This is a genomic window from Streptomyces sp. NPDC056347 (genome assembly GCF_042262625.1).
Lineage (GTDB): Bacteria > Actinomycetota > Actinomycetes > Streptomycetales > Streptomycetaceae > Streptomyces.
Window position 1 is genome coordinate 25282 of record NZ_JBHJQP010000056.1, and the last position, 18105, is coordinate 43386.

Annotated in this window: 14 protein-coding genes and 1 pseudogene; 11 read left to right on the forward strand and 4 right to left on the reverse strand. The window is 73.0% G+C overall.

Features of this window, described 5'->3' with window-relative positions:
- Nucleotides 1–96: 96 nt before the first annotated feature.
- From ACFCV8_RS15545 to ACFCV8_RS15555, 3 genes and pseudogenes are all read left to right on the forward strand, one after another.
- Nucleotides 97–1050, forward strand: a pseudogene (locus ACFCV8_RS15545) (phosphoglucomutase, alpha-D-glucose phosphate-specific); the annotation flags it as partial.
- A gap of 107 nt (nt 1051–1157) precedes the next feature.
- Entirely contained in the window at nt 1158–1775 is a 618-nt protein-coding gene (locus ACFCV8_RS15550) for a TetR/AcrR family transcriptional regulator (RefSeq protein WP_376685863.1), read from the forward strand.
- A gap of 47 nt (nt 1776–1822) precedes the next feature.
- Entirely contained in the window at nt 1823–3526 is a 1704-nt protein-coding gene (locus ACFCV8_RS15555) for an acyl-CoA dehydrogenase family protein (protein ID WP_376685864.1), read from the forward strand.
- 44 nt (nt 3527–3570) lie between these two features.
- Here ACFCV8_RS15555 and ACFCV8_RS15560 read toward each other — a convergent pair whose 3' ends face one another.
- On the reverse strand, nt 3571–3870 hold the full coding sequence (locus ACFCV8_RS15560) for a DUF1876 domain-containing protein (protein ID WP_376685865.1): 300 nt from the start codon (nt 3868–3870) through the stop codon (nt 3571–3573).
- A 213-nt stretch (nt 3871–4083) separates the two neighbouring features.
- On the opposite strand from ACFCV8_RS15560, the gene ACFCV8_RS15565 reads away from it, so the two are divergent.
- From ACFCV8_RS15565 to ACFCV8_RS15575, 3 genes are all read left to right on the forward strand, one after another.
- The gene (locus tag ACFCV8_RS15565) at nt 4084–4932 is read left to right on the forward strand and encodes a PP2C family protein-serine/threonine phosphatase (protein ID WP_376685866.1); all 849 of its coding nucleotides are present in this window, start codon (nt 4084–4086) and stop codon (nt 4930–4932) included.
- Nucleotides 4933–4997: 65 nt separating this feature from the next.
- On the forward strand, nt 4998–5993 hold the full coding sequence (locus ACFCV8_RS15570; RefSeq protein ID WP_376685867.1) for an MASE1 domain-containing protein: 996 nt from the start codon (nt 4998–5000) through the stop codon (nt 5991–5993).
- Between the two features lie 417 nt (nt 5994–6410).
- Nucleotides 6411–7985 (forward strand): sugar transferase, encoded by a 1575-nt coding sequence (locus tag ACFCV8_RS15575; RefSeq protein WP_376685868.1) that lies wholly within the window; start codon nt 6411–6413, stop codon nt 7983–7985.
- 57 nt (nt 7986–8042) lie between these two features.
- Here ACFCV8_RS15575 and ACFCV8_RS15580 read toward each other — a convergent pair whose 3' ends face one another.
- The gene (locus ACFCV8_RS15580) at nt 8043–9026 is read right to left on the reverse strand and encodes a GDP-L-fucose synthase family protein (protein ID WP_376685869.1); all 984 of its coding nucleotides are present in this window, start codon (nt 9024–9026) and stop codon (nt 8043–8045) included.
- A gap of 129 nt (nt 9027–9155) precedes the next feature.
- Between ACFCV8_RS15580 and gmd the strand changes: the two genes are divergently transcribed.
- From gmd to ACFCV8_RS15600, 4 genes are all read left to right on the forward strand, one after another.
- Complete coding sequence (gmd, locus tag ACFCV8_RS15585; RefSeq protein ID WP_376685876.1) at nt 9156–10169, forward strand: GDP-mannose 4,6-dehydratase; 1014 nt, start codon at nt 9156–9158, stop codon at nt 10167–10169.
- Between the two features lie 85 nt (nt 10170–10254).
- Nucleotides 10255–12513 carry a LamG-like jellyroll fold domain-containing protein gene (locus tag ACFCV8_RS15590; RefSeq protein WP_376685870.1) on the forward strand — a complete coding sequence of 753 codons (2259 nt, stop codon included), beginning with the start codon at nt 10255–10257 and terminating at the stop codon, nt 12511–12513.
- A complete protein-coding gene (locus ACFCV8_RS15595; RefSeq protein ID WP_376685871.1) occupies nt 12510–13202 on the forward strand; it encodes a hypothetical protein in 693 nt (230 codons plus the stop codon). The genes ACFCV8_RS15590 and ACFCV8_RS15595 overlap by 4 nt, the downstream gene beginning before the upstream one ends.
- On the forward strand, nt 13199–14026 hold the full coding sequence (locus ACFCV8_RS15600; RefSeq protein ID WP_376685872.1) for a glycosyltransferase family 2 protein: 828 nt from the start codon (nt 13199–13201) through the stop codon (nt 14024–14026). The genes ACFCV8_RS15595 and ACFCV8_RS15600 overlap by 4 nt, the downstream gene beginning before the upstream one ends.
- Here the strand turns inward: ACFCV8_RS15600 and ACFCV8_RS15605 are convergent.
- Nucleotides 13998–15188: a glycosyltransferase gene (locus tag ACFCV8_RS15605; RefSeq protein ID WP_376685873.1), complete on the reverse strand. Its 1191-nt coding sequence runs from the start codon at nt 15186–15188 to the stop codon at nt 13998–14000. The genes ACFCV8_RS15600 and ACFCV8_RS15605 overlap by 29 nt on opposite strands.
- Nucleotides 15189–15309: 121 nt before the next feature.
- On the opposite strand from ACFCV8_RS15605, the gene ACFCV8_RS15610 reads away from it, so the two are divergent.
- A complete protein-coding gene (locus ACFCV8_RS15610; protein ID WP_376685874.1) occupies nt 15310–16791 on the forward strand; it encodes a hypothetical protein in 1482 nt (493 codons plus the stop codon).
- Here the strand turns inward: ACFCV8_RS15610 and ACFCV8_RS15615 are convergent.
- Nucleotides 16739–18001, reverse strand: a complete 1263-nt coding sequence (locus ACFCV8_RS15615; protein ID WP_376685875.1) for a hypothetical protein — start codon at nt 17999–18001, stop codon at nt 16739–16741. The two genes, ACFCV8_RS15610 and ACFCV8_RS15615, sit on opposite strands and share 53 nt — an antisense overlap.
- Between the last annotated feature and the right edge of the window lie 104 nt (nt 18002–18105).

Here is an 18105-nt window from a genome sequence, read left to right on the forward strand (position 1 = left end):
GTCGGGTGGGCGGCCCGGGTCGGGGGGGCCCCGGCCCGCGGGGGGGGGGGGGGGGGCCCGGGCGGGGCGGGGCGGCGGGGGGGGGGGGGGGGGGGGCGGCGCGGCGCCGATCCGCTGGGCGGGGCGTCGGTGGCGTACTGGGGCCGGATCGCCGAGCGGCACCGGCTCGACCTCACGGTGGTCAATCCGCTGACCGACCCCACCTGGCGGTTCATGACGCTGGACTGGGACGGGAAGATCCGGATGGACTGCTCCTCGCCGTACGCGATGGCCTCGCTGATCGAGCAGCGGGACCGGTTCCAGATCGCGACGGGGAACGACGCCGACGCCGACCGGCACGGCATCGTGACCCCGGACGCCGGGCTGATGAACCCGAACCACTACCTGGCCGTCGCCATCGACTACCTGTACCGGCACCGCGAGGGCTGGCCCGCCTCGACGGGCATCGGAAAGACGCTGGTCTCCTCGGGGATGATCGACCGGGTCGCCGCCGGGCTCGGCCGCCGGCTGGTCGAAGTACCGGTCGGCTTCAAGTGGTTCGTGGACGGGCTGGCCGACGGCTCGCTCGGGTTCGGCGGCGAGGAGTCGGCCGGGGCGTCCTTCCTGCGCCGCGACGGTTCGGTGTGGACGACCGACAAGGACGGCATCCTGCTGGCGCTGCTCGCCTCGGAGATCCTCGCGGTGACGGGCTCGTCCCCGTCCGAGCACTACGCGGCGCTCACCTCCCGGTTCGGCGAACCGGCGTACGCGCGGATCGACGCCCCGGCCGACCGCGAGCAGAAGGCGGTCCTCGCCCGCCTCTCCCCCGCCCAGGTCACCGCCGACACCCTGGCCGGCGAACCGGTCACGGCGGTGCTGACCGAGGCACCCGGCAACGGGGCGCCGATCGGCGGCATCAAGGTGAGCACCGAGAACGCCTGGTTCGCGGCCCGCCCCTCGGGCACCGAGGACGTCTACAAGATCTACGCGGAGTCCTTCCTGGGCACCGGTCACCTCACCCGGGTCCAGGAGGAGGCGAAGGCCGTGGTCTCCGCGGCGCTGGAAGCCTGAGCCCGGGAGCGACGGCCGGTGCCGCCGGTTCGGCACCGGCCGTTGCACCCGGCCGGGAACAGTGCTTGGCTGGACACCACAAGATATGAATCGGGGTTCAGATCATCATGGCCTACCGATCCACCGCCCGTACGGAGGCGACCCGGCTCGCCCACCGCGAACGGCTCCTCGACGCGGCACGGCAACTGCTCGCCGAGGGCGGGTATCCGGCGGCCAGCATCTCCGCGCTCGCCCGGCGGGCCGGTGTCGCGACCGGCAGCGTGTACAACCACTTCGCGTCCAAGCAGGAGCTGCTGGCCGCCGTCTTCCGGCATGTCGCGGGTCATGAGCTCGACGCGGTGCGGGCGGCGGTGGAGGCCCGCAGCGGCGCACCGGAGCAGCTGCGGGCGCTCGTGGAGGTCTTCTCGTACCGCGCGCTGCGCAGCCCCCGTACGGCCTGGGCGCTGCTGGCCGAGCCGGTCGACCCGCTCGTCGACCAGGAGCGCCTGGTCTACCGGCGCGGCTATCACGCACTCGCCGGGACGATCATCTCCGCCGGTGTCCGGACAGGCGAACTGCCGCCGCAGGACGTCGAGTTGTCGGCCGCCGCGGTGATCGGCGCGGTCGGCGAGGCGCTGCTCGGCCCGCTCTCGCCGGTCGCCGAGCGGGACGGTCCGGGAGCACGGCCGGTCGTGGAGAGCATCACCGCGCTGTGCCTCAGAGCGGTCGGCGCCCGGGACGCCTGACCCCCGGCCCGCATCGCCCCATCGACGAACAGGACAGGAGCACCGTCATGACCGTCACCGAACACCGGACCGGCCCGCGCCCGGGGGCCCCGGCACCGCACCCCACCCATGTGGTCACCAACCAGGCACCGCCCCGCGAGAATCTCGACGAGTACGGCACCAACACGCCGCTCGCCGAGGCGGTCCGCGTCTTCGGCGCGGCCTGGCACGAGCCGGAGCTGCACGAGATCGGCACCCTGGTCGGTTCCGAGGGCTTCCAGACCGTCACCGAACAGGCCCACACCTCGCCGCCCGTCCTGCGCACCCACGACCGGTACGGCAACCGGATCGACGAGGTCGAATTCCACCCCGCCTACCACGAGGTCATCGGCGCGGCCGTGCGCCACGGCACGCACACCGCGGGCTGGGCGGATCCGAAGCCCGGGGCGGCGGTGGCACGGGCGGCGTCCTTCATGCTCTTCGCGCAGATCGAGCCGGGCCACGCCTGCCCGATGTCCATGTCGCACGCCGTGGTCCCGGTCCTGCAGCGCGATCCGGACGTGGGCAAGGACTGGCTGCCGGGTCTGCTCAGCCGTTCCTACGATCCCCGGACGATCGCCCCGGGCGCCAAGTCCGGGCTGATCTTCGGCATGGGGATGACGGAGAAGCAGGGCGGCTCCGACGTACGCGCCAACACCACCCGGGCCGTCCCGGTGACCTCCGACCCCGAGGGCCGGGCCCATCTGCTGACCGGCCACAAGTGGTTCTTCTCCGCCCCGCAGTCGGACGCGTTCCTGGTGCTGGCCCAGGCGGAGGCCGGGCTGACCTGCTTCCTGGTGCCGCGCGTCCTGGCCGACGGCACCCGCAACACCATCCGTGTCCAGCGGCTGAAGAACAAGCTCGGCAACAAGTCGAACGCCTCCTCCGAGGTGGAGTTCGACGGCACCTGGGGGGTCCGGGTCGGCGAGCCGGGCCGGGGGGTGGCGACCATCATCGAGATGGTCAACCACACCCGGCTCGACTGTGTGCTCGGCACCACCGCGGGCATGCGGCAGTCGGTGTCCGAGGCGATCTGGCACGCCCGGCACCGCAGCGCCTTCGGAGCCCGGCTGTCCGAGCAGCCCGCGATGGCGGCGGTCCTCGCCGATCTGGCGCTGGAGACGGAGGCGGCGACCTGGACCTCGCTGCGGCTGGCGCACGCGTACGAGAGCGGGAGCGGCGAGTCCGAGGAGCTGTTCCGGCGGCTGGCCACCGCCGTGTCGAAGTACTGGATCTGCAAGCGCGGCCCGCACCACGCCTACGAGGCGCTGGAGTGCCTGGGCGGCAACGGCTACACCGAGGACTGGCCGCTGGCCCGGCGCTATCGCGAGCAGCCGGTGATGGCGGTGTGGGAAGGCTCGGGCAACGTGATCGCGCTCGACGTGCTGCGCGGCATCGGCCGGACCCCGCAGGCGCTGGACGCGTTCTGGGCCGAGCTGGAAACCACGGCCGGGGCGAGTTCCGTGCTGGACGCGCATGTGCGCCGGGTACGCCGGGAACTCGCCGAGAACCTGAAGGACCCGGTCGCGGCGCAGCTGCGCGCCCGTGCCTCGGTCGAGGGCATGGCGCTGGCCCTCCAGGCCTCGCTGATGCTCCGCCACGCGCCCGCGGCGTCGGCGGAGGCGTTCGTCGCCGCCCGCCTCGGCGAGGAGCGCGGCCATCAGTACGGTGTCCTGCCGCGCGGCACCGGCGCCGCCGCGATCGTGGAGCGGCACTTCGGCGACGCGGGCTGAGCGCCTTCCCCGGTCCCGGGGCGGTGTTCTCCGGGGCCGGGTGTTCAGGCCGTGGTGTCGGACCAGGCGTACGGCGGGGCCACGGGGCCGGGCGCCGGTTCGCCGCCCACGGTCTCCATCTCCTTGTCGGCGGCCCTCATCAGCTGTGCGGCGACGTCCTTCATGGCCCGGCCCGCCGCGAGGTCGTCGCCGATGACCGGTACGTCCACGTCCTGCGGGTTGCAGCGGGCCACGCCGTGCCCGGTGAGCTGCCCGGAGCCGGTGTCCAGGACCGCCTCCGCCCTGGTCGTGCCGTCGTCCTCGGTCAGGCCGAGGCGGAGCCGCCACTCCTGTGTGCGGGTCATCGCGCACCTCCTGCGACCGCGTCCGGTCGCGTCGCGCCGCCTCGACGCGGTCCTGCCACCAGCATCCACCCGGCCGGGCGGGCCCGCGCGTTCCCGCTCGCCCTGCGGGGACGGCACCGCCGAAATAGGATGCAGGATGTCGATTTCCACCGAAGGCGGGCGCCGCCAGGCCCCGGAGTGCGCCGTACGGACGGGCGCGGTGCGGAGCGGCCCATGAACCGGCGTCGTCCGCCCCGGTCGGCGAGCTCCGAGGAGCTGCTCACGACCTTGCAGCAGCTCACCTCCCGGGCCCGTCGCGAGGTGGAGCTGCACCGGGCGCGGCTGGAGCTGGCCGAGGTGCTCCAGCGCGACATGCTCCCCGCGACGCTGCCCGCCCGCCCCGGGCTCCAGACCGCCGCGCGGTACACACCGGCACGCAGCGGGCTGGACATCGGCGGCGACTGGTACGACGGCTTCGTGCTGCCGGACGGCGCGCTGGCCTTCGCCATCGGGGACGTCCAGGGGCATGACGTCGAGGCCGCCGCGTTCATGGGCCAGGTCCGGATCGCGATGCGGGCGATCGCCGCCACCGCCACGGACCCCGGCGAGGTGGTGGCCCGCACCAACGACCTGCTGGTCTCGGCGGGCTCCGGGCTCTTCGCGACCTGTACGTTCGTCCGGCTCGACCCCCGGTCGCGGGAGCTGTACAGCGCGCGGGCCGGGCACGTCGCCGCGGTGTGGGCGACCACCGACGGCCGCTCCGGTGTGACCAACGACAAGGGCGGGCTGCCACTGGGCATCCAGGCGGGCGAGCGGTATCCGGTCACCCGGCGGCGACTGACCGATCCGGGCGCGTTCGTCCTGGTCACGGACGGGGTGGTGGAGGGGCCGTCGTTCCCGGTCGACCGGGGGCTGGACGCGGTGACCCGGCTGGTGCTGGCGCGGGTCGGCTGCGGTGCCGGGGAGCTGGCCGACGCGGTGCTGCGGGCGGCCGAACAGACGGGGCACCGCGACGACGCCGCCGTACTCGTGGTGCGCCACGGGCCCGCGCACGGCCCGGGCCGCCGCCCCGGCGCGGCCTGACCGGAGAGGCACCCGAAGGCGTGTCACACGGCCGCCCCCGTCCGGGCCGGTGTCTGATGAGACACGTGATCCGCAGCGAGAGAACCGGACGTGCGGCCGCGGCCGTCCTGCGCACCCTGGCCGTCGCCGCGGCCTATTGCGCGGCCGGCGGGCTCGGCCTGATCGAGGAGGTCTCCGTCCACGGGGCGGTCGTCACTCCGCTCTGGCCGCCGACCGGCATCGCCCTGGGCGCCCTGATCGCGCTGGGGCCGGGAGCCTGGCCCGGAGTCGCACTGGGCTCGCTGCTGGTCGTCGCCACGCTCAGCGGCTCGGTCACGCTCTCCACCTTCGTCGTCGTGGCGGGCAACACCGCGGCCCCGCTCTGCTCGTACCTGATGCTGCGCAGGGCCGGATTCCGCGGCGAGCTGGACCGGCTGCGCGACAGGGTCCTCCTGGTCTTCCTGGGAGCACTGGCCGGGATGACGGTCAGCGCGACCGTGGGCGCGGGCATGCTGACGATCGACGGCAAGCTCCCGCAGAGCGGCTTCTGGCCGGTCTGGGCGGCCTGGTGGTCGGGGGACGCGATGGGCGTGCTCGTGGTCACCCCGCTGCTGCTCGTGCTGCGCAGGGCACGGCTGCCGCGCCCAGGTGACCGGTGGATCGAGGCGAGTGCCCTGCTGGTCGTCTCCGTCGCGGTCGCGCTGGTCGCCACCCGGAGCTCGCTCTCCATGATCTGTCTGGTGTTCCCGCTGATCATCTGGGCCGCCCTGCGCTTCCAGCTGGCGGGCAGCGCGCCCTGCGCCCTGCTGGTGTCGGTGCTGGCGGCGACCGCGGGGGCGGAGGGGGCGGGTCCGTTCGAGGGGCTGGCGATCGTCCATGCGATGGTCAGCCTCGCCGTGTTCAACGGCTGTGTGGCCCTGACCTCGCTGCTGCTCGCGGCGGTCGTGACCGAGCAGAGCAATGTGCGGCACCGGATCGAACGCGCCTGCGAGGAGCTGGCCGAGGTGGTGGAGCAGCTCGCACCGGGGCGGACCGCCGCGGCCTGGCCGCCCAGCCCCGAGGACGGGCTCGAACGGCGCTGAAACCACGCGCGCCCCAAGCCCCTTTCGACGCGCCCGCCACACGCCACGCCGAAAGGATCCGGCCAACGGCGGTCACCGTGCCGCCGCCCGCTCGTTTGTTGGCCGGGGAAGGCCTCCCGACGGCACGTCGTCGCGGACGAACCTGGGACGACCCGGACGGACGGCGGCCCGCTTGCCCGTGCACCACCCGGTTCGGACACACATCAAATGCCGCACTCGCCCACAGACCAAGAGATTCGTTACGGAAGTCATGGAACGGGACGAGACCCGAGTCGGTGCGCATGTCTGAACTTCACGAGAACTCCAGCGAAATGCCACACGTGTGGATATCGTGCAGCGAGCATGGGCGCATCCGTCAGTCCATGAGATCGGCGGATGCGCCCTGTTTGTGGCGATGCCAGGGTGACTGGGGGGTTCATGAGGCATGTCGAGCTACCCGATTCGGACAGGGCGGCACGGCCGGGACCGGCCGGGGCGCCGCACCCGCGTCCGTTGCCGGACCGGCCCCGCGGCAGTGGACCCGACGCGCCGCGAAGAACACCGGCCGCACGGCGCGAAGGGACCGGGCAGATCGCCGGCAGGAAGGCGCCGGCCGGGCACATACCCGGGCCTCCGGCCGTCATACCCGCCCTCCCGTGCGCCGAACTCCTCGGGCTGGCGATACCCGCGTGGCTGGTGCTGCGCGCCGACGGCCTGCCCCCGGCGCCGCTCGCCGCATCGGTCGCCGTCGCCGCGCTGCTCTGGACGGGCCTGCGGGCGTTACGCGGCAGGTACACCGACCGGCACCGCGGCCGAGCCCCGGACGTCCTGAGCACGGCCGGTGACTGGCTGCTGTTCATGGGCGCGCTCGCCGTGCTGCGCCCCCTGACCGGTGATCCGGCCGATCCCGGCACGGCGGTCCTGGCCGTGCTGCCCGCCCTGCCTGCCTCGGTCGCGGCGCAGGCCCTGCGGCGGCTCCCCCGGCCGGGGCGCCCGCTCCACCCGGTGCGGCGGGTGCTGGTGGTCGGCGAGGCGCCGGGGGTGGACCGGGCGGTCCGGCTGCTCGCGTCCCGGGCGGACCATCCGTACCGGGTGGTGGCCGCGGTGCCGGTGGGAGGCGTGGCGCTGGAGTGCGGGGTGCCGGTGCCGGGCCGCCTCGCCCCGGAGCCCGCCGACGACGACGTGTCGACCGTCCTGGGCGGGGCCTTCGCCCAGGACGCGGACCTGGCCCTGGTGGTACCCGGGCCCCAGCTCTCCGAGGAGCGGCTGAGCCGACTCTCCTGGGGGCTGCACGACGGCGGACTCCCGTTGTCCGTCCTGCCGGGGCTCTCGGGTGTCGCGGCCGCCCGCATCCGCCCCACGGCGGCGGCCGGACTCACCCTGCTGCACATCGCGCCGCCGCTGCGCCGGGGGCCGCAGCCGGTCGTGAAGACCGTCGTGGACCGGCTCGGCGCCGTCCTCGGCCTGCTGACCCTGGCACCGCTGCTGGTGGTGATCGGCGCGGCGGTCCGGCTCGGCTCGGCCGGGCCGGTCTTCCACCGCCAGATCCGCCAGGGGCAGCACAACCGCCCCTTCACCATGTGGAAGTTCCGCACCATGGTCGCCGACGCCGAGAGCCGCAAGCACCGCCTGGCCGTCGCGAACGAGACCGACGGCCCGATGTTCAAGATGCGCCGCGACCCCCGGGTCACCGCCATCGGCCGCCTGCTGCGCCGGACGTCCCTCGACGAACTGCCCCAGCTGCTCAATGTGCTCCGCGGCGACATGTCGCTGGTCGGCCCGCGCCCGCCGCTGCCCGACGAGGTGTCCCGCTACGACGAGCGCGAGCTGCGCCGCCTCGCGGTGAAGCCGGGACTGACCGGCCTGTGGCAGGTCAGCGGCCGCTCCGACCTGTCCTGGCAGGAAACGGTCTCCCTCGATCTGTGGTACGTCGACAACTGGTCGGTGGCCACGGACATGGGGCTCATGGCCCGTACGCTGCGCGCCGTCGCCGACGGCCGCGGGGCGTACTGAGAGCGGCGGCGCGCGATGCGAGGAGCCCTCGCGCCCCGGGCCGGCGCGTCCGCGGGGTCAGGTCCGCGCGGCGTGCTGTTCCAGCCACCACGCGTAGGTCCGGGCGATCCCGTCGCGCAGTGTGATCCGCGGCTCGAAGCCGAGGGCAGCGAGGCGGGAGACGTCGAGGAGCTTGCGCGGGGTGCCGTCCGGCTTGCTCGTGTCCCAGCCGACCGACCCCCGAAATCCGGTCACATCCCGTACGAGAGAGGCGAGTTCGCGGATCGTCAGATCGCTGCCGCAGCCGACGTTGACCGGCTCCTCGCCGTCGTAGCGCTCCAGCAGCAGAAGACAGGCGGCGGCCAGGTCGTCGACGTGGAGGAATTCCCGGCGCGGACTCCCCGACCCCCAGAGCGTGACCTGAGGCGCGCCGGTGACGCGGGCCTCGTGGAAGCGGCGGATCAGCGCGGGCAGTACGTGCGAGGTCTCCGGGTCGAAGTTGTCGCCCGGCCCGTAGAGATTGGTGGGCATGGCGCTGATGTAGGAGGCGCCGTACTGCCGCCGGTAGGACCGGATCTGCACGATCCCGGCGATCTTGGCGAGCGCGTACGGTTCGTTCGTCGGCTCCAACGCACCTGTGAGCAGGGCGCTTTCGGGGATCGGCTGCGGGGCGAGCCGGGGGTAGATGCAGGAGGAGCCGAGGAAGAGCAGCCGTTGGACCCCGGCCGCGTGCGCCCCGGCGATCACGCTCAGCTGGATGCGCAGGTTGTCCTCGATGAACTGCACCGGATACGTGCTGTTGGCCATGATCCCGCCGACCCGGGCGGCGGCCAGCACCACGGCGTCCGGCCGGACCTCGCGGAGGAACTCCCCGGTCCGTACGCCGTCGCGCAGATCGAGCCGGTCACGGTCCCGGGTGAGCACCTCGTACCCCTCGGCGGCCAGGCTCCGGACCACGGCCGAGCCGACCAGACCGCGATGCCCGGCGACGAAGACGCGCGCACCGGACCGCAGCAGCGAGGGAGCGGATTCCGGGGACCGGCCGGGGAGATCAGTCGTCATGGGCCGGATTCTGCCAGCCGCCGCGATCGGTGGTGGCGTCTTGCCGCGTATCGCTCGGTTCGGATATCCCGGCGGGAAGCATTCGGTGCGGAACCACGGCCACCGAAGGTGACCGGAGAAGGGGGAATGGTGGCGAAGACCGCGCTCATCACCGGCGTGACCGGGCAGGACGGCTCGTACCTGGCCGAGCTGTTGCTGGACAAGGGATACACCGTCCATGGGCTGATAAGACGCTCGTCGAGCTTCAACACCGAGCGCATAGACCACATCTACCAGGGCCCGGAGGAGGAGAACCGCTCGTTCCTGCTGCATCACGCCGACCTCGCCGACGGGGTCGCACTGGTCAATCTGCTGCGCGACATCCGGCCGGACGAGGTCTACAACCTCGGTGCGCAGTCGCATGTCCGGGTCTCTTTCGATGCCCCGCTGTACACGGGGGACGTGACCGGCCTCGGCACGGTCCGGCTGCTGGAGGCGGTCCGCGCGAGCGGCATCGACACCCGGGTCTACCAGGCGTCGTCGTCCGAGATGTTCGGCGCCAACCCGCCGCCGCAGAACGAGCGGACCCCCTTCCACCCGCGCAGCCCGTACAGCGTCGCGAAGGTCTACTCGTACTGGTCGACCGTCAACTACCGTGAGGCGTACGGGATGTTCGCGGTGAACGGCATCCTCTTCAACCACGAGTCGCCGCGCCGCGGCGAGACCTTCGTGACCCGGAAGATCACCCGCGGGGTGGCCAGGATCAAGGCGGGTCTGCAGACCCATCTCCACCTGGGCAACCTCGACGCGGTGCGCGACTGGGGGTACGCCCCCGAGTACGTCGAGGCGATGTGGCGGATGCTCCAGCGCGACGCCCCGGACGACTACGTGGTGGCCACCGGAGAGGGCGTCAGCGTCCGGCAGTTCCTGGAGTACGCCTTCGCGCACGCGGGCCTCGACTGGCGCGAACACGTCCGCCACGACGCCAAGTACGAACGTCCCAGCGAGGTGGACGCCCTGATCGGGGACGCCACCAAGGCCGAGGACCTGCTCGGCTGGAAACCGGTCGTGCGGTCCCGGGAGCTCGCCAGGATCATGGTCGAGGCGGACATCCGCCAACTGTCCGACCAGCTCGCCGGAGCGTCCGTGCGGGTGGACCGGTGAGTCCTCGCGGCGACCGCGCCACCGTGCGCCCCTTCCCGACGGCGGCCGTCCGGTCGCCGCTCGTTCCCACTCTCGGAGCCGAATGATGAACGCAACCACGGAGCGCGGACGCTCCGGGCCGGGCCGGCTGCGGGCCGCCGCCGCGGCGCTGGCCCTGCTCGCCGGAGCCCTGTCCGCCACCGCCGTGTCCGGGGCCTCCCCGGTATCGGCGCTCACCCCGCCCCTCGGACTGACCGCGGACGACCTCTCCACCTGGCAGACCAACGGCATCGTCTGGGCGATGGCCGGTTCGTCGTCCGGGGTCGTCTACACCGGCGGCACCTTCTCCACCGTCCGTCCGCCGGGCGCGGCGGCCGGCACCTCGGAGCAGCCCGCGGTGAACTTCGCCGCCTTCGACGCCGCGACGGGCGTGCCGACCGGCTGCGAGCTGTCGTTCACCCTGTCGTCCGGTACGGCCACGGTGCGCGCCCTGGCGCTCTCGCCGGACCAGAAGACCCTTTACGTCGGCGGGCAGTTCGGCTCGGTGAGCGGGGTCGGGGTGAGCAACATCGCCGCGATCGACACCGCCACCTGCACCCCGCGCCAGGACTTCAAGCTGGCCGTCTCCGCGACGGTGCGGGCACTGGCCGTCACCACCGACACCGTGTATCTGGGCGGCGACTTCAACTCGGTGGCCGGGCAGACCAGGAACAAGTTCGCCGCGGTCACCACGGCGGCCGCGCTGAAGCCGTGGAAGGCGAACACCGACGAGGTGGGCCGGGCGGTCGAGCTGACGCCGGACGGCAAGAACGTCCTGCTCGGCGGCGACTTCTTCACCGTGAACGGCACCACGTCGCACGCGCTGGCGGTCGTCGACGCCACGACCGGGGCGGTGAAGAAGAGCTATCCGGCGGGGTTCATCCCCGACGCCTCCGTGGTGAAGGACCTGGCCACGGACGCCACCGGCTTCTACACCGCCAACGAGGGCACCGGGGGCGGTGTGTTCGACGGGCGGATCGCCCTGGACCTGAGCACCTTCGCGCAGCGCTGGCGGGACACCTGCCTGGGCGCCACCCAGGCGGTCCTGATCCACCAGGGCGTGCTGTACAGCGGGTCCCACGCCCATGACTGCGCCACCATGGGCGAGTTCCCCAACCAGCCGCGCAAGCATCTGCTGGCCCAGTCCGTCGACGATCCGAAGCTGCTGCCCTGGTTCCCGGACACCAACGACGGAATCGGTGAGCCGGTCGGACCGCGGGTGATGACGCAGGCCGACAAGGACGGTCACCACTACCTGTGGGTGGGCGGTGAGTTCACCACCGTGAACGGCACCGCCCAGCAGGGACTGACCCGGTTCGCCGACGGTCCGGACACCGGGGCGCCGTGGGTGCCGAACGTCAGCCTGTCCACGGTCGCCGCGGGCAAGGTGGAGGTGAACTGGCAGGCCAGTTTCGACACCGACGACGGCGATCTCACCTACCGGGTCTACCGGGACGGCGGGACCACCCCCGTGTACACCACCACGGCGCGCTCGGTGTTCTGGGACCGTCCGCAGCTGCGATGGACCGACACGGCCGTGGCCCCGGGCGAGACCCATTCGTACCGGGTCTCCGCGAGCGACGGCACCAACACCAGCGCGAAGTCGCCCGCCGTCTCCGCGACGGTGGCGTCCGCCGCCGCGAAGTACCCGGCCAAAGTGCTCGCCGACGGTGCCTCGCTGTACTGGCGGTACGACGACACCTCGACGTTCGTCGGCGACTCCGGCGGCGGCCGGGACAACGGGTTCGCCCGCAACTCCCCGGCCCGGCAGGTGAGTCCGGGAGCCGTCGCGGGCACCTCCACGGCACTCGGCCTCAACGGCACCAGCCAGTACGTCTACAGCAACAAGCGCCACGCCCAGCCCACCAAGTTCTCCGTGGAGACGTGGTTCCGGACAACGACCACCAAGGGCGGGCGGATCGTCGGCTTCAGCAACCTCACCATGCAGAACAGCACCCAGTACGACAAGCATGTGTACATGCGCGACGACGGGAAGCTGTCCTTCGGGGTGAAGAGCGGCAGCGCCCGGGCCATCACCACCCCCGCCGCGTACAACAACGGCGCCTGGCACCACGTCGTCGCCACCCAGGGCACCGGCGGCATGGCGCTGTACGTCGACGGGGTGCTGCGCGCCTCGGCCGCCCAGTACACCGGCAACGAGAAGTACGACGGCTACTGGCGGGTCGGCGGGGACAATCTGAACGGCTGGCCGAACAAGCCGTCCAGCACCTTCTTCGCCGGGCAGGTCGACGAGACCGCCGTCTATCCGACCGCGCTGAGCAGTGCGCAGGTCAGTGCCCACTACGCGCTGAGGACCAGCAAATGAGGCATCCGTTCGGGGCCGGTGCCGTCGTCGTCGTACTGACGGCGGCGCTGGCCGCCTGCGGCTCGTCCTCTGCCGGGGTCCCGGCGGCGGACGGCTCCGGCGCCGCCCGGGAGCCGCTCGCCGCCCCGTCGGCCGGGCCCGCGACCACAGCGCCCGGAGCCCCCGCGCCCCCGCGCGCCGACGAGCGGCCGAAGGTCCCGGTCGAGCAGCTGACCCCGGCCACCGGCTCGTTCACCGAGAAGCAGCGGGAGTACCTGACCGACCGGGTGCCCCGGGGCATGGACCCGGCGGCCGTGCTCCAGACCGGCCAGGAGACCTGCGACCGGCTGCGCTACCTGGTGAAGGCCGACCGGGACGTGGCGGTCGGCGCGATCGTGACCGGTGAGATCCCCGATGCGGAAGCGGCGATCGAGCACCTCTGCACCCAGCGCCGGGACCTGCTGCGGGAGGCCTCCCGGGGGTACGCGGACGGCACGTACCAAGGCGCGCGGCTACGGGCGGGCCGCTACCGGGTCGTCTCCCCCACCGCGAACTGCGCCTGGCAGATCACCGGCGCCGACGGCGCCCCCGTCGACGGGGGAAGCGGGGCAAGGAACGGGAGTCCCACCGTGATCACCGTGGGTCCGCGGGCCCGCGCCTTCACATCCGCGGGCTGCTACGCCTGGCTGCCGGAAGGGGGCCTCGGATGAAGAAGCTCCCGATTGCCGTGGCGATCCCCACGAAGAACGAGGGGCTCAACATCGCCGAGGCGGTCCGCTCGGTGCTCGGTCACTTCGAGGCCGTCGTGGTCGTGGACTCGCACAGCACGGACGACACGGTGAAGGTCGCCGAGGACTGCGGCGCCGAGGTGATCACGTACACCTGGGACGGCGGTCATCCGCGCAAGAAGCAGTGGTGTCTGGACCATGTCCGCACGGACCTGGACTGGATCCTGCTGCTCGACGGGGACGAGCGGCTCAGCCCCGGCCTGCTGGCGGAGCTGCGGCAGCTCTTCGCCGATCCCGGGGCGCCGAAGCCCGCGGCGTACGACATCCCGCTCGGCTACTGGTTCGCCGGGAAGCGGCTGCGGCACGGCTACACCATCCGCAAGCGGTCGCTCACCGACCGGACCCGCTGCCGGTACCCGGAGGTGGCGGATCTCGACGCGCCGGGCATCGGCGAGGTCGAGGGTCACTACCAGCCGGTCGCCGATTCGGTCGGCGCGCTGCGCCATCCGATCGAGCACCAGGATCTCGACCCGGTGGCCGCCTGGTTCGAGCGGCACAACCGCTACTCGGACTGGGAGGCCTGGCTGGAGCACCATCCCGAGGTCAAGGAGCAGGTGCGCCGGGTGAAGTCGCGCCAGGGGCAGGTGTTCCACAGGGCGCCGTTCAAGCCGCTGGTGTCCTTCGCCTACATGTACGTGTACCGGCGGGGGTTCCTCGACGGGCGGGCGGGGTTCGACTTCGCGCTGGCGATGAGCTTCTACCGGTGGCAGATCGCGCTCAAGTCCCGTGAGGGGCGCACGGGCTGACCTGGCCGCCCCTCCGGCGGACCACGTCCTCATAGGTCCGCCGGAGGGAATCGGCCACGGCCCCGATGGTGAAGTCCGCGTTGACCAGCTCCCACGCGGCCTTTCCGGTACGGGCGTTGGTCTCGGGTTCGAGGAGTTCCAGGACGGCACCGGCGACCTTGAGCGCGTTCCCCGCGTCCTCGCCCACCCGGCTGTCGATCACCCGGCCCGCACCCGCGCGCGCCACGTCGGGGGCGAGTCCGCAGGTGCGGGTGATGACCACGGGGGTGCCCACCGACATCGCCTCGAGGACGGAGACGCCGAGCGGCTCCTCGATCGACGGCAGTACGTAGACGTCGGCCCGCCGCCCCGCCTCCAGGACCTCCTCGTGGCCGAGCGGCCCCACCTGGTCCAGCGAGCCGGACACACCGAGCCCGCGGGCCAGTTCGAGGGTCGCGGGCAGGGCTCCGGTGTCGGGTCCGGCCAGCACGAAGCGGGCGTCCGGGTGCCGGGCCAGGACCGTCGGCATCGCGGCGACGAAGTCCTCCGGGCGCTTGCGCTGCTGCACCCGGGCGAGGAAGAGGACCGTCGGCGGCCGCCCCGGGGGCCGGGCGGGTTTGATCGGCTGCGGGCGCACCCCGTTGACCAGCCGTACGGTGCGGGTGAGCGCGACGGGTGCGGCGACCGCGTTCACGTCCCGGCGTTCCGTCTCGGTGAGGTGGAGTACGGCGTCGGCGCCACGCAGCAGCCGGCGCACGCCCAGCAGGTCGGTCAGTCTGGCGATCCGGTTCTCGGTGGGGTCGACCATGCCGTGGGTCTGCACGACCAGGGGCGTGCCGCAGGACAGGGCGAGCAGCCCGGCGGGGAGGGTGACCAGGTCGCGCATCAGGTGGAGGTGGACGAGGTCGGCGCCGCGGGCCATGCGGTGCGCGGTACGCAGCAGTGTGCCGGAGGTGATGCCGCTGACCTCGAAGGCGGGCAGCGGACGGCGGGCGCGGAAGAGGTGGGCGGGGACTCCTTCGACCGTGCGCGGCAGCGGGCCCTCGAAGCCGTCGCCGAGCGCCATGATCCTGGCGTCGTGACCTGCGGCCCGCTGGGCCTTCGACAGGTTGAGCGCCACCCTGGTCGGTCCGCCGAACGCGTGGTCCGGGGTGTGCAGTGTGACGATGTGCAGGATCTTCACCAGGGCCCCCTCGGCCTGTGCCGGAGTTCTCCAGACTAGTCAGCCGGACACCCCAAGTGGGTTGTTTCGTTAGAGTGTTCACGGGTTCACTGGCCCGCTGATCCATGGAGACGGGGGGCGGATGATGTCCGCGCGGGAGGCGGCGCCACCGGCGAGGCCCATGGCGTGGGCGATGCTCTCGCGCGCCCTGGCCGCCCCGCTCGTGCTCGCCCTGGTCTGCTTCCTGCCCGCGGTGATCGCCGCTCAGCCCGGAGACGGGGTGCGGGACACGGCGTACTGGCTCCAGCTGGTGCTGACCTGCTACGCGGGGGTCCGGCTCGCGACGATGATCCTCTCCACCCGGCGGCGCCTGCTGCAGGGCGTGTTCTGGATGTTCGTGTACATCGCGATGGGGGTGGCGCCGTTCGTGCAGCTCGTCCTCGGACGGACGCCCACGCCGATGGTGGGGCCGCGTTCGGATCTGGTGACGGCGGTGGCGCTGGTCCTGCTGGGGTGCGCGGCGTTCGACCTGGGGGCGCTGCTGGCGTCCCGGCGGCCGCTGCGCGCGAGGACGCCCGTGCGGCCGGGGCGCGGTCCGGCCGTCGCGCACCCGGTGCGGCTGAGGGTGCTGGTGGTGCTGGCGTTCGTGGCGAGCGGCTACTACGTCGTGAGGCTCGGCGGGCCCGCGGTCTTCTTCAGCAGCCGTCAGGAGATCAGTGCCTCGGTCGCGGCCAGTGGTGTGGTGTCGGGGCAGTCCAATGTGGGGTCGGCTTTCCTCAAGGGTTTCGGGACGGTTCCGGCGCTGCTCGCGCTGTTGTTCTACACGCGCCGACTGGTCACCTCGCGCCGGGCGCGGCGTTCCCCGTCGACGGTGCTGGTGTGGGCCGGGCTCGTGGCGCTCAACGTCGTGGTCAACAACCCTTTCTCCAATGCCCGTTACTGGTTCCTGACGGTGCTGGTCTCCTTGCTGTTCACCGCGTTCCCGAGCAGTGCGGCGATGTACCGCTCGGTGCTGGCCGTGGGGGTGGTGGGGGCGCTGGTGCTGTTCCCGTACGCGGACCGGTTCCGTTACGACAGCCCCGGGTACCGGCCGGTGGAGTCGTCATCGGTGTTCGAGCCGCTGGCGACCAAGGACTACGACCAGACGGTGATGTTCGCCAATGCCATCACCTGGGTGGACGGCCGTGGACACACCTACGGACATCAACTGGCCGGCTCCGTCCTGTTCTTCGTGCCCCGGTCGGTGTGGGACGGCAAGCCGGAGGACACCGGGGTACGGGTCGGTCAGTGGATGGGCATGAGCATGACCAATCTGTCGGCGCCGTTGTGGACCGAGGTCTGGGTGGACTTCGGGGCGCCGGGCCTGGCCGGTGCGTTCGCCCTGCTCGGGTACGCCGCCGCCCGTGCCGACCGGCGCTTTGCGCGCGCCGTCTCCCGGGCGGGCCCGGGGCCCGGCAGCGTCCTGGCGGTGACGGTGCCGTTGGTCGCCGGGTACACCTTCATCCTGCTGCGCGGCCCCCTGTTGCAGGCGGTGGGGAAGCCCGCGGTCGCGGCCCTGTGCCTGCTGCTGGTCACGAGTCTGCGGCCGACGGGCGTACGGGCCCGGGGGCGGGGTCCGCGCTGACGGACGGCCGCCCGGCGGTGCGGCGCGCCAGCCGTGCCACCCGGACCCAGGTGGCCAGCGCCTTGCCCACCGAGCCCAGGCACAGCCCCCAGGCGGCGCCCGGCACACCGCCGAGCGCGTAGCCGCCTGCGAGCAGGACGACGGCGGTGAGCGAGAAGACCACCTGGACGGCGAGGGTGGTGCGCGGGTCGAGCACCCGCAGGGCCAGCAGCCCGCAGGTGCCGACGGCCATCGCCGCGTACTGGCTGCCGGTCGCCGGGAGGAGGGCGGCAGCGGTGGGCCAGGTGTCCCCGAGCAGTCGGCGCCCGGCCGGTTCCGGCAGCAGGGCCAGGGCGGTGGCCCAGGCGGCGGCGGTCGCCGCGAGAACGGCCGCGAGTACGGCGGCGGCCCGTATCCGGCGCCGGTCGTCGGCGAGGCGGCCCAGCAACGGCGGCCCGAATCCGGTGACCGAGCCGAACAGCACGTTGAGCGGACCGAAGAGCGTGGTCGCCCCCCGCAGGGCGCCGACCACCAGTGGGTTGCCGACCGTGCCGAGGCCGAGGACGGAGAGCTGGGCGGTGGCGTTGCCCACCCCGAACTCCACCACGAAGCGCCGCCCCAGATACCCCCGGCGCAGCAGGCCCCCGGGCCGCAGCGGCGTCCCGGCCGCCTCACGGTGCAGCAGGGCGGCCGAAAGCAGCAGGGCGGGGAGCGTGGCCAGCCCCCAGACGGCGACGAGCCGGGCGGCGGAGGCACCGTGCGGCTGCACGGCCAGGGCGCCCAGCACGGAGAGCAGCCGGAGTGTGTCACCGGCCAGCGCGAGGTGCGGCAGGTGCAGGGTGGAGAAGGCGTACCGCATGCTGTCCTGGCCCAGGACGACCGGCAGTACGAGTCCCAGGGCCAGCAGGGCCGCCGGGGTGGCCCCGGGAAGCAGCAGGCAGATCCCGGCGAGCGGGGCGCCGAGCGCCGTCGCCGCGAGCAGGGTGAAGACGACCGCCGACCGGCAGGCGCCGCGCACGTCATCGCCGCCGCCGCGCCGCAGCACCAGCGGCTGGCCGGTGTGGGCGCCGGAGACGCCCAGGAGGATGGTGAAGACCAGGTAGACCGCCGAGAAGCGGGCGAAGTCGGCCACGGTGGAGAGCCGGGCGGCGCTCACCAGCACCAGGATGTTGGTGAGCGCGGCCACCCCCTGGTCCGCGACCGAGCAGGCGATCGCGGCCCTTGCCCTCATCTGTGTCCGGCGGTGGAGTCGAAGGGGCGCAGCCCGAGTGTCTGGGTGGGGTCACCGGTGTCGGCCGGGCCACGGGCGCCCGGTCCGCCCCGCCGGTCCGGGCG